General features: G+C 43.2%; 10 protein-coding genes. 1 reads left to right on the top strand and 9 read right to left on the bottom strand.

What is annotated here, in order from left to right; genetic code table 11:
* Positions 1–4 precede the first annotated feature (4 nt).
* Both ACWPWY_RS03340 and ACWPWY_RS03335 read right to left on the bottom strand, forming a co-directional pair.
* A complete protein-coding gene (locus tag ACWPWY_RS03340; protein WP_454192781.1) occupies positions 5–673 on the bottom strand; it encodes a formylglycine-generating enzyme family protein in 669 nt (222 codons plus the stop codon).
* Between the two features lie 62 nt (positions 674–735).
* Positions 736–1101, bottom strand: coding sequence for a DUF4180 domain-containing protein (locus ACWPWY_RS03335; protein ID WP_454190381.1), 366 nt, complete (start codon positions 1099–1101; stop codon positions 736–738).
* 458 nt (positions 1102–1559) lie between these two features.
* Here ACWPWY_RS03335 and ACWPWY_RS03330 point away from each other — a divergent pair, with 458 nt between their 5' ends.
* Positions 1560–3209: an MGH1-like glycoside hydrolase domain-containing protein gene (locus tag ACWPWY_RS03330; protein WP_454190380.1), complete on the top strand. Its 1650-nt coding sequence runs from the start codon at positions 1560–1562 to the stop codon at positions 3207–3209.
* Between the two features lie 206 nt (positions 3210–3415).
* On the opposite strand, the gene ACWPWY_RS03325 is transcribed toward ACWPWY_RS03330, so the two are convergent.
* The 7 genes from ACWPWY_RS03325 to ACWPWY_RS03295 form a co-directional block, all read right to left on the bottom strand.
* A complete protein-coding gene (locus ACWPWY_RS03325; protein ID WP_454190378.1) occupies positions 3416–3880 on the bottom strand; it encodes a GNAT family N-acetyltransferase in 465 nt (154 codons plus the stop codon).
* 2 nt (positions 3881–3882) lie between these two features.
* Positions 3883–7461 carry an Ig-like domain-containing protein gene (locus ACWPWY_RS03320; protein WP_454190377.1) on the bottom strand — a complete coding sequence of 1193 codons (3579 nt, stop codon included), beginning with the start codon at positions 7459–7461 and terminating at the stop codon, positions 3883–3885.
* 65 nt (positions 7462–7526) lie between these two features.
* Positions 7527–8057, bottom strand: coding sequence for a phage tail protein (locus ACWPWY_RS03315; protein ID WP_454190376.1), 531 nt, complete (start codon positions 8055–8057; stop codon positions 7527–7529).
* A 14-nt stretch (positions 8058–8071) separates the two neighbouring features.
* Positions 8072–8308: a phage tail protein gene (locus ACWPWY_RS03310; protein WP_454190375.1), complete on the bottom strand. Its 237-nt coding sequence runs from the start codon at positions 8306–8308 to the stop codon at positions 8072–8074.
* 1 nt (position 8309) lies between these two features.
* Complete coding sequence (locus tag ACWPWY_RS03305; protein WP_454190374.1) at positions 8310–8576, bottom strand: phage tail protein; 267 nt, start codon at positions 8574–8576, stop codon at positions 8310–8312.
* A gap of 27 nt (positions 8577–8603) precedes the next feature.
* The gene (locus tag ACWPWY_RS03300) at positions 8604–9125 is read right to left on the bottom strand and encodes a phage tail protein (protein ID WP_454190373.1); all 522 of its coding nucleotides are present in this window, start codon (positions 9123–9125) and stop codon (positions 8604–8606) included.
* A 27-nt stretch (positions 9126–9152) separates the two neighbouring features.
* Positions 9153–12305, bottom strand: a complete 3153-nt coding sequence (locus ACWPWY_RS03295; protein WP_454190372.1) for a hypothetical protein — start codon at positions 12303–12305, stop codon at positions 9153–9155.
* Positions 12306–12341 lie beyond the last annotated feature (36 nt).

Genomic DNA, 12341 nt, shown 5'->3' with positions numbered 1-12341 from the left:
TGCTTTATCCCCTCTCTATTGGATAGTTGCCTGGCAAAGACCGAGCGAGACGAAAACCTAGATCATCTATTTGAAATGTTGGATGACTACGGCGGCGACATGTTGCTCCGCAGCCCCTGGCTTCCTCTGCCCAACTTCCGCCACGGAAGATTCGGTAGGAGTCATACACTTTTTCATCGTATAGATCCCAGCACCACTCCCAGACATTTCCGAGCATATCATAGAGGCCCCATGGATTTGGAAGTTTACCTGCCACCTCGTGCACCCTACCGCCCGCATTTTCATCATACCAAGCGATCTCGTCCAGCTCTCCGTACCTATACCCTGCTGTACCTGCTTTACACGCATATTGCCATTCGGCTTCTGTCGGCAGACGGTAACCATCCGCTTCCCCGTTGCAAATGGTACTCTCGTCACTACTGCTTACTGAGTAGCATTCCTCCAGACCTGAGTGCTTAGATAACTGATTGCAGAACAGAATCGCATCATTCCATGAAACATCTGTCACCGGCATTTGTGAATGACTAGTTGACTTGACAGACGGCCCAAACCTTTCATATAATTCAGCCGTAACAGGTACGGGAGCAAGAAGAAACGAATTTACTGTTACTTTCCATGTCGACTTCACCCGGTCATCCCTGAGATCAACTTCGCCTGTTGGAATCTTCACCATTGGATACTCAAAAGGACTATACCGTAAGGTAGACAATGAATCCCCTCCTAATTTAAACTTTTTTACAATATGCTTAATTTTTCAATTGCTTGTTGTTCCGTTGGCAAGAAAAAGGTATCTTTTCCACTATTACATTCATAGATAAAAGCCTTAAAGCTTTGGTTTGAATGCATTGAAAAATCCCCGATAATTGCAACCTTCACTCGATAATTGGTAAACTTCTGGAGAATTTCGCCTGCAAGACGTGTTTTTAAATCAAAAAATGATTCGCTAAGTAACGATTTATGTATTCCGATTCGATCGCATTCTGCTTCATACTGTACAGTCGCCATCAGATCAAGTGCTGTCTGGACATCCTTGATTATCACCTCATCACTATTCACGATCGCAATATTTATCCCATTCACTTCTGTCTTCATAATATCCATTAATTTACCTCCTATTATCAACTGCTAGTCCGAACTCAACTATCAACCCTACCTATTGAATTCCTCTGATTTCAGCTCATTTCCCTTTGTTTTTAAAGCAAACACTCTACTATAATATTCACCATCACTGCACGAGTAGCGGCTGATTTAGATAGTACATTCTCTCCCATTCATACTTAAGTGTATCTCTTAAAAATGTTTACTATTACATCATATATTCCCTATTTGTTCGGATAACACCTCCCTATACATATCTCCACTTTCTATACATTCAAGTATTCTTCAACTTTGTAATATACAATATGGTCTCTAATAAAAATCATGACTTCACTTTGAAATAGGACTGTTAATCAAGTATGGTTAAATTATATTACTGTAAATAACTTACACTTCACTTTCAACTTTGACCCTTTATTTATGTATGAATCCATAAAATATGAATGTACAAGGAGGCAGATATGATCGAAGAAGTTATGCTAAACCGACTGCGGCAAATTTCAGTTCAAGATCGAATATTTGTGGAGAAACCAGAAGATCAGAAATTGTTACAACAATGGAACGTGTCCGGTGTGAAATTTGCGGCATCGGCCGGAAATCTGGAGGATACCTATTATTCAGCACTGCAGAAACTTCTCGCCTGCATCAAACCTATGGGAGGAGGCAAGCTTATTTTGCAGGAAGGAGGCAACTATTTGGGATGCTGGCTGGAGAGCACCGGTACGATCAATGCTGAGCTGTTGTCACGCCTGATTCCATCTGTATCTGAAACGACTTATCTTGCATTTGCTGCTGAACAAAGAGAAGATGGACTCCTTCCCTATAAGCTAACGGATAAAGGTCCCTCTTTCCGCCAAATTCAACTGGTGACGCCACTGGCAAGAAGTGTATGGAATCATTACCAGCTACACGGAAAGAACAAAAACTTTCTAAGGACAATGTATAAGGCCATGTTTCGCTACGATGAATGGATTACAAAATACCGCAATACCCGAGGAACCGGTTGTGTGGAGGCGTTTTGTACTTTTGACACCGGGCATGATCTGTCACCTCGCTTCTGGCATGTTCCCGATACCCCTTATATGAATGATGCTGCGAGCTATCACCCCGACTCACCGGTTCTGCCCTTTCTCGCGCCGGATTTAACAGCGAATGTGTATTGCCAACGAAAGTATTTATCACTTATTGCGGAGGAACTTAGTGAATCAGGAGCAGACTGGAAAGCAAAAGCTGATGTTAGCTTAGAAAGTCTGTTTCATTACTGTTATGACGAGAAAGATAGCTTCTTCTACGATCGGGATCGAAATGACGAACTGGTTAAAGTCCAGTCCGATGTGTTACTTCGAGTGATGGCATGTGAGGTGGGTGATCGTGAGCTGTTTGATAAAATACTGCGCAGATACTTGCTGAATACAAGCAAGTTTTTCGCTAAATATCCATTTACATCCCTAGCCATGGATGATCCACGGTTTGATCCCTTTTCTACTTACAACAGCTGGGGTGGTTCTTCTAACTTTCTTAGCCTGATTCGTGCGCCTCATGCCTTTGAATATCATCACCGTTATGTTGAATTGACATGGGTGCAATATCCGATCCTAGCAGCACTTACGAGAGAAAAGCGATTTAGACAAACCTTAAGTCCGTGGACAGGAGAAGAAGGTTTTACCGAAACGTATTCTCCCTCCATCCTCTGTCTTCTAGATTATGTTGAACGTCTATGCGGAATTATGCCGGTGGGATCGAACGAGCTGTGGTTTACCGGACTAATTCCGGTAGATATGGATCACGGTGAGGAAGTGGCTGGTGAGACAGCATATAGCAGGACCGTAAATGGGCTGCATTATGAATTAGTGAACACACAAGAACAGGTAACGATCTACCAAGATGGCGTCCTTCATATTCAGGCACCGTCAGGAATTCGTTTAATTACGGATTGCACTGGAAGATTAAAAGGAGTCATTGGAATGAGCGTTCGTACGATAAAGGGGGTCATCTTCTATGAAGATAAATCTATTCCTCTGCTGATTAAAGGAAACGAAATGCAGTGCTATAAAGATGGAAACTTAAAGACAGAAAGGGATATTGGTATCATCTATCCTACGTACCGTTAATGATGTAATTTAGTTCACAGCCAAACAGGAACCCTAAGAAAAAGTGAGTTTCATATTTTCTACTCCTATTTTACTCGTTGTCATGATTTCAAACCATCCTTTGTCAAGCTTGTCCTTCATATAAAAAAAGCTGACGCAGTTTGAACACTGACGTCAGCTTGAAGTATTGGGCTTATTTGTTTATGTCTTTTCTGGTAATAACGGCTTTAAGGAGTCCATTTCATTGTTAAATAAAAAGGGGACTCACCCGTTAATTCAAAACCTAATCTTTCATACAACCTGCACGCAGGGTTAATACTCAGTACATGAAGCTCGATCGAAATCCCCTTGTCCATTGCATATTTCTGATACCGGGAAATCAGTTCTGTCCCGAATCCCCGGTTGCGAAAGTCGCTAAGAAGGGCAATATCAACAATCATTAACATCTCATCCATTTCTCGGGTTAACATCCGGCCGATCCGCTCGCCCTTGTAGAAGTTGATTTCTTCTTTCAGCGGGACGGGATGCGAGGAATGAGAACGTGTCTGAGCATCGAACTGCATTCGCAAGAACATTTCAACTTGATCCTCACTCCATCCCCAGGAAGCTACCTCAGACTTTCGAGTATCGGCATATAGTTGAAAGAGAAACGGTCCATCTTCTAGGTTTGCCGAGCGGGTTGTCAGCGACATCGTTAGATCAACCCTGATTTTCGCAAAAGTCTTTGCATTAAAACAGCTATTTCAGCTCGGGTTAAGTCATCCTTTGGAGCAAGCATTTTCATATTCTTACCGTTTATAATCCCCCCTTGCAAGGCTGCTGCCATATGTTCTTTTGCCCAGATAGAAACCTTAGAAGCATCAGCAAACGAAGTTAGAATCTCATTGGTATCTTGCTGAGATGAATTCTCCTTTAGACCCGTAAGGGTCATAGCTTTGGACAGAATGACCATCGCTTGTTCACGAGTAATCTTATCTGCCGGGCGGAATGTGCCATCCTTAAAGCCGTTGATCAACTTATAATCGTAAGCGGTTTGAATAGAACCTGCATACCAAGATGATGCACTAACATCAGCGAAGGATGAAGAACTTTTCTCCACTTTCAGGCCCAAAGCCCGAACAATAATCGCGGCAAATTCCGCACGTGTAACTTCCTGATTAGGATTGTATAAACCATTCCCAGTGCCCCAGGCAATCATTCTGGACCCCATATCATTAATAGCAACTTTGGCCCAGTGGTTAGCTACATCTCTGAACTCAAGAGGATGCCAGACTACAGAATAAGTGCTATTAGTCAAGCTGTTAATGACTGCAGAATAGACTCCATTCGTTTCTACCACTTTAGTGGGTACATGCCTGACACTACCATCTGGTTCAACGACAATACCTGTTGTGATTTTATTGGGGTCAATCCCTTCAGGCAAAGTTACGGTTCGTTCTACATAAGCATTAAACTGGGTAATATCAACTTTCGTGTCTCCATAAGAACCTTGAATGGAAAAATCTAGCGGAGGAATAACAATGCTGAAGCCTCCATTGTTCGCTGCATTTTGAGCGACCTGCTCCATTCCCGATTCAGGTACCGAGATTTGAATTTGAATCTTGATATCTGAGAGGGCAATCGATTGTCCAATTTGATTAGAAATAGCCTCAATATCTATTTGCTGCGCAGGCAAAGTATACGTAGCGTTGTTCGTTTGAATCTTCACTACTGCTTGCTTCTGCTCCAAATTTTTTACCATCTGGCCATTTAGTTCGCCAATTACTATGCCAGCATCGGTAGTAACAGGAATCGTTACTACGGCATGATCGCCTTCAGCAGCCAGCTTTTCATTAAGCTTAACCGGATCAACCACAACGGTCGAGACGGTACGATTATTCACCGTCGAATTCACCAGTGTGCCTGCCTTTTCGACCTTCCCATTCACTAGGACTTCAACTGTATTATTCTCAGGCTGCGCTGGATTCGCTGGTACTGATGGCACTGGAATTATTGGCGTTGGTATTGTCGGCTCTGGCGTTGTTGGCTCCGGCGTTGTCGGCTCCGGTGTTACTGGTGGTTGAGGATTTATAGGAATACTATGAGAATTTACGACTTGGATAACCTGAAATGTAACGGCAGACAGGTGATCCGCAGACAAGCTAATAGTCGCCGTATAGGTTCCAGCTGCTAAATCGTCTTTCACTTTTACAGTAAAAGTGCTTTCTTCTTCCTTATTTAATACCTCAACAACTGGAGTCAATTCAAATGCGTTAACATCCCCTGCGGTCAATTCGACCCTCATGTTCGTCAAATTCCCCGTTCCTGTGTTTAATACGGTAATGGACTTTGTTTCCTGTGTCCCTATTTCGTATCCTTCGGTCAGAGGAGTTGCTGTTTGATCGGAAATTTCTCCTGTACTGTATTTCAGTTCTGCCGGTGCTGATGTTACTGTTATAACCGACGAAGCGAACTTGCTAGTATCTTTGGTTGAAGTTGCTGTTATTGTATATTCGTCTATCATAGCGTCTGAAGCCACTGTCACTTTACCGGTTTCGTCAACGACAACCTTTGAAGCATCACTACTTGTCCAGGTCACTGTCTGCTCTTCTTCGCCCACAACTTCTACGTTAGCTGTCAGTTGCTTACTTTCTCCCTGCACTACATTCGCACTGTCAGGAGTTACAGTCACACGGGTGACTGCAGGTTTCGGAGTGACCGTTATCGTAGACGTGCTCGTTTTGCTGTTATCCACGGTTGAAGCCGCCGTTATTATGTAATCACCCAGCTTAGCGTTCGGAGCTACCTTTACTTTTCCTGTATTGTCTACTGTAACTTTTCCAGTAACATCATTACTGCTCCAGGTCACTGTCTGGTCTGCTCCGCCAATGACTTCTACGCTAGCCGACAGCTGTTGACTTCTTCCCTGCACTACATTCGCACTATCAGGAGTTACATTCACACGGGTGGCGGCTGGTTTCTGAGTGACCGTTATCGTTGACGTGCTCGATTTGTTGGAATCCACCGGTGAAGTTGCCGTTATTGTGTAATCACCTGGCTTAGCGTTCGAAGCTACCGTCACTTTTCCTGTGTTGTCTACTGTGACTTTTCCAGTAGCATCATTGCTACTCCAGGTCACTGTCTGCTCTGCTTCACCCACAACTTCTACGTTAGCCGACAGCTGTTGACTTCCTCCCTGTACTACATTCGCACTGCTTGGGCTTACTTCAACGCTAGTAACTGCTGGTTCAACCGGTGCTTGCGTTACCTTAATCGTAGACGTGCTCGATTTGTTAGGATCTACAGTTGAAGTTGCTGTTATCTTGTAATCACCCAGTTCAGCATTAGAAGCTACCGTCACTTTCCCAGTTTTGTCTACTGCAACTTTTGTAGCATCACTGCTGCTCCAATTCACTGTTTGTGCTGCTTCGTCCACGACTTCTACATTAGCTGTGAGCTGTTTGCTTCCCCCTTGCAAGACTTCCGCGGTATCTGGAGTTACAGTAACACTCGTAACTGCCGGAGCACCAAGATCATTAATACTTCCAGGACCAGTTACTTCAAAAGAAACGTTGCCTTCAGCTCCGTTCCAAAATCCGGTCATAACCATATAATAGGTTACACCAGTCTTAAGATGAATACTGCTGATTTGAGACAAATTACTATTGTTATCATACGAAGTATCATCGTTGCCCGCTATTAAATTATGTAGCGGATGATCCGGATCAAAATTATCTTTGTACAGATATAGGACCGTATCATCTAATGCTTCTTTTAAATCCTCATTATTGTCTGGGGGCGTTACCAAAAAGCTATAAATACCGTCAGTAGAAGGAGTAATGGTTCTATAAAAATAATTTCGAAGGTAGGATTCCCCTTCAGGTTCGCCATCTCTTATTGTCACTTGAAATGCGTATCCTTCATCTGAAAAGTCCTGTCTATCAAACCATATTCCACAATTAGTATAATTTCCATCTCCACATCCCGCGCTATTGTTGCCTTCTTGAAAATACCATGTATGCTCCAGCAAAGAATCATCATAGTCATCTGGATTACCACCTTGTTCACTCTCATCATAGGCAACATCACCCGGCATCTCAGGTCTAATAAAGGTAAAGTTCTTAGATCCCGTAATATCGGTCTCTAAGCTACCACTAAACTTAGTAGTTATAATATCAGCATTTGTAGTTTCAGCATTGGCAGTGAGTGGTCCAGAGAACAATGACCCACTAATTAATATGAAGACCATCAATATATTCCCAATGGTCTTGCTTTTAGAAGAAATTTTGTACATAAATCTGTCCTTTCATATAAGGCTCTCTAGGAGAATTAAAGGTATAACGCTCAAATTCGTAGTCCTTAGGATGTTTTTTCCGGAAAAACGCCTTGCAAGGCTATAATAAAATTAAGTTCTGTATAAGGTTGCATATTATTATGTGGCTGCGATTCGCCCATAGTACTGATCGCAAGTGGATTCATTGATACGGACGGCGTATTGGAATAATACTTTGGCGCGGCTTTCTTCCCCATTTTCGAAGTTGTGGTCCATACTGCTCCTTCAGGGCTCAATGCACTGCCCGTAGGCTGAGTCTGGGGAGTATGGCTATGGTTCGGCATTTGCGATTCAAGCACCGTAACCTGAGCTTCTCCGCCTGGTTTTCCAAATTCTTGAGGCGTTAAACCAGTACCTTGTCCTGAATGCATAGGAGCTCTTCCACTGAGATCGGGAAGCTGAAAGGTAGTCACTCCGTCTCCCCCAAATTGGTTTCCAATAACACTAAACAATACCGAATTTTCTTGAACTTGCAGGATCTGTCCATTACAAAAAGCCCAATCCATTGGTGCATAGGTGCCTGCAAATAATCGAATTTCTCCTATATATGGGTCCATTGTCTTCCTCCTTATTAGCCTCTTGATGGCCAGATACCCGTTGTAGCAATACAATAATTCACTACAAGGTAGGGCTGCATATTCGAGTGAGCCTCACTATTTCCCGCCGCTGTTAAAGCTTCACTGGACATCGTTTTATCAGACTGTGCTACATAAGGGGTTACATCGGTGGTAGTCCCCCAAGTAGCATTAGCCGAATTTGCAGTTACGCCGTCTGAACCAGCATAAGCTTCGTGCGTATGTTGTGGCATTTCATTTGTCGTTAAGGCATGCGTTTCTTCTCCACCATAAGGACTTGGGTGTATAGGGATTAACCGCCCCAAGAGGAACGCGGCCCTGAAGATCGGGAAGTGCAAACGTTAGTGGTGCTTCCCCACCAAAACGATCACCTAATAGAGCAGACAAAGCTTGATTTTGTGAAGTTTGAAGTATTTGTCCATTACATTCCGCCCAACCTTGTGGAGGGTTTCCATATGCAAAAGCGAATAGGCGAATTTCACCAATAAAAGGTTCTGCCATCTTGTAGTCTCCTTGTCATCTAATAAGTTATCCTTGTGTCGGATAAAGGCCTTGCAGCGCAATAATAAAGGAAACAGGTAAATAAGGCATCAAATTGTTATGTGGGTTACTTGCACCGCTTGATGATACGGATGCTGCATTCATGAGACCGGTAGGATTTTTATCCACCGAATATTGCTTTGAAGCGCTAGCTGCCCAAAAAGCATTTGCCGGATCTCCTGTATTTCCTGCAGCAGATTGGGCATTAACTGCATGTGTATGCGCTGGAAGCTGCGCTAAAGTTAAAGCGACGGTTTCCGTCCCTCCTGTTTGACCCATTGTATATTCGGTACCAGTCTTACTATTTGTTCCTTTATGAAGCGGCAATCGCCCTTTTAAGTCAGGTAATTTAAAATTCGTTGTTCCATCCCCGCCATACGTTACCCCAATGATTGAGTAGAGACTCTCATTACCTGTAATCGGGAGAATCGCCCCATCGCAAAACGCCCATCCTTTAGGAGGATAATTACCTGCAAACATACGAATTTCGCCAACATATTGATCACTCATCAGAAATCTCCTTTTTTATTCTGAGACTCATAGTTCTATAACTATCGAATCGGATAATTTCTCCTTCACAGTTACCGTTTCTGTTTCATTTCCTGGCAGGCTAAACATTTCATTATCAGCAAATATATCATTACTATTAATAGGATTTGGCACAGCAAAAGCGCTCATTTTACCAGATGGAGTCTTAGGCGCATAAGCTTCCGCTTTTCCTGCCAAGGTCATTACGATTTTCTTAACATCACTTAGATTAACGCCTTCGTTCAGCTTGCATCCACTTCGATCCTCAAGTGGTACCTCAATAGACCAGAGGGATAACAAACCTGGCATGATCCGGCTAGTCCCGTCACCTACAGCTCCACCGGAGTGATTGGTTATTTTCCCCATAGATTCTCTTTCAACTCCATTATCTTCTTCGGGTGTTACTTCATATTCGAAGAAACCATGGCTTTTATTATGAACAAAGTCAAACCGCTCACCATATAAATTCAGGAATGTTGAATGACCGTAATGGGTGTATTCCGTATGAATACTCCCCGCCGTATGCCGTGCTCCTGGTAATTGAATATGACAATCACTAACCATCATGTGCGCTTTACCTGCAATTTTTTCCCGTATAAGTTGATTATCTATAGACAAAGGGAAAAAGGCCTGCTTGTGTTTACGTAACGCTTCAAATTGTTCTGGGTAGGATGCTTCATTAAAAATAATAGTCACATTTTTGAATGGCTGTACTGGATTTTCTGAAGCATTTAAAGCATCTTTTAATTTCACTGTGATTTCGGCATGGATACGACTAAGCTCAGCTACATGACTATCCCGAATCAATGGGAAAAGGTCCTTGCTTAGAACCAAGTATCGATAAGCCTGGTATTCTTGATATAAAAAATCTGTTAAAGCTAGTTTCAATCCGTTATAAAGATCTAGTATATATGTATGAAATAACGGCAGACCGGCATCCATATCATCGCCAATCGCCTGTTTAATCCGATCTTCGTCTGCTCGGCGCTGCTCCATTTCGGCAAACAGTCTTGCTTCCTCTAAATGTTTAGCTTTGATCGATTGGGTTTTACTCTGATACTCTTCGACAACATTAAGATATTGATTAAAAGCTTTGCGGTATCCCTCGACTTTCTCCTCGGGCATCTTGCCATAGACCGGCTTTAACATATCGTCAAATTGTTCACGCGACATCGTAAGCATCGATGAATTATAGCCAAAGGAATCACGCGCCTCTTCGATCTGCCCTAGCAGATCAACCAGTTCGGCACCACTCTTTAATACACCAAGGCCGGAAGAAAATACAGTGGTTACATTTTTCAATGATTTAGAAAGTTCCTCTTCCTTTTGTTTTTTCTCTTTTGACACGGTCTTGTCGCTTTTGAAAGTATCATCAATCACAATTGTTTTTCCAGTGTTCCAATAGTTGCTCACAGCGGAAGCGATTGCTCCTCCTGTTTTAAGTGCTGTTAGGGCAGGTGTAACGTTTGTTACCAATGCAACTCCGTTAACGACCAGATCAAAAGTAGCCTTAAGGGAATCCATCGCAAGCTTTGATCTTAACTCTTCTACAAATTCCTCTGCTACATTCTGAAGATTCTTTTCACTTAATAATATGCTCTCGTATAGCTCGCTCGCTTCAGATACCAATCGTTCTCCATCAACAATCGATTTTTGCCTTAGGTCTTCCAAGTCATTAATACGATTCGCTGCTACGGTCATAGCATCCTTTAGTATCTTCACTCGGCCTGTTTGATCATTTTCAGCCTTTACATAATCAAGATATAAGGTTTCAGCTTGCTCAGCAGCAGTAATGAGGTTGCTACCTAGAGCCTGATATTTATCCAGCGGCATTAGTGGTACCCAGTTCCAAGGATGTCCGAAGTAGTCAAGCCCCTGTCCCAACTGTGATAGCAAAATGATCGCCTTATTACGCAAAGAGAGCCACTGAATAGAAGTATCCAGCATATTCTTTTGAAATGAGGAATAGGAGTTTAAAGCTCGTACCCCATCAAACCAAGTCTCATCAGGTGTTGTTTCCTGCAACCAATTCAGAAGAATAGCTGTCTCTTCGAGCTTCTCCTCACTTCCTGTCAGATAAGCGAGTCCTGCCTTGTTTAGGGTTAACATCTGGCGTTCGAGAGAAGCACTTAAAGCTGACTCTAGATCTAACTTCGAAAAATCCGTGTAAATCTCTGTTCTGTCTGCTTTTATTCCATAAAATTGTCCATACTGTAATTGGAAAACTCCAGTTTTAGCGGGCTGACCGTCAACAGCATTACTGGCACACACTCCGGGATTTCCATCTTTGCCATTTGAACCGCTAGGCTCTCTTTCTTGGCTTACTATTTTGACCGCAGTTGTTCTTCCAGTGACAATTTTAAATTTACGTCCGCCTATTCCGCCCTTAGCTCCGGCACCAGGTTTTCCTGGATGAGTAAGTGCCCCGGCAATCCCTGGTTGACTTTCCATTGTGATCTTTTGTTCTGCACAATCAGCCACATATCCGACAAAAATATGCCCAGCGTCTCCTCCATTCCCCGAGCGTCCCGCCTTACCGGCGTTGCCTCCATTACCTCCATCTCTACCAGGTTCCGAAGAGTCATCCGATGAAAACCAATGGGTTTCCGCGTCTCTTCCATTTTCTCCATCACGGCCGTTCATGCCGTCTCCTCCGTCTTGTCCACGTCCCCCGTTGCTGCCATTTGCCGAAAGCTGTAATTGACCTTGTAAGTCGAAATGCTCTGCTACAAGTACAATATGGCCGCCGGACATCCCGTCTCCCCCGTCAAAACCATCATCTCCATTTCCACCATTGTCTCCGCTTCTGACAGGCATATCTCCTGGATTAGCCTTAGGCTGCCTACCAAAGTCCTTATCTTTAGGAACGAGGGTTCCTGATGTACTGATCGTAACGTCTCCATCCGAAGAGATCACTCTGGCATTCAGGGTCAGATTACGCCCAGGTAAATTCAATGATCCTGCAAAATGAATCGTATCCGCCTGAATCCAATAGCATGCTGTTAAATCGGAAAAATAATCTTGGTTTAAAGTTAAATCTGCAGCCGTTAGATAAATCCATTCTTCTTTTTTGCCTCGCTGAACACCGGAATACAACGACTGTTCGGTTATTTCCATAACTCCCATCTGCGACTCTTCCTCCATATTATAAGATTGTGACATTCCCTCTTTTATGTAATCCCAAATTACTGTCCTACT

This window comes from Paenibacillus sp. Marseille-Q7038 (assembly GCF_965111595.1).
This window is presented reverse-complemented; position numbering and strand designations above follow the sequence as displayed.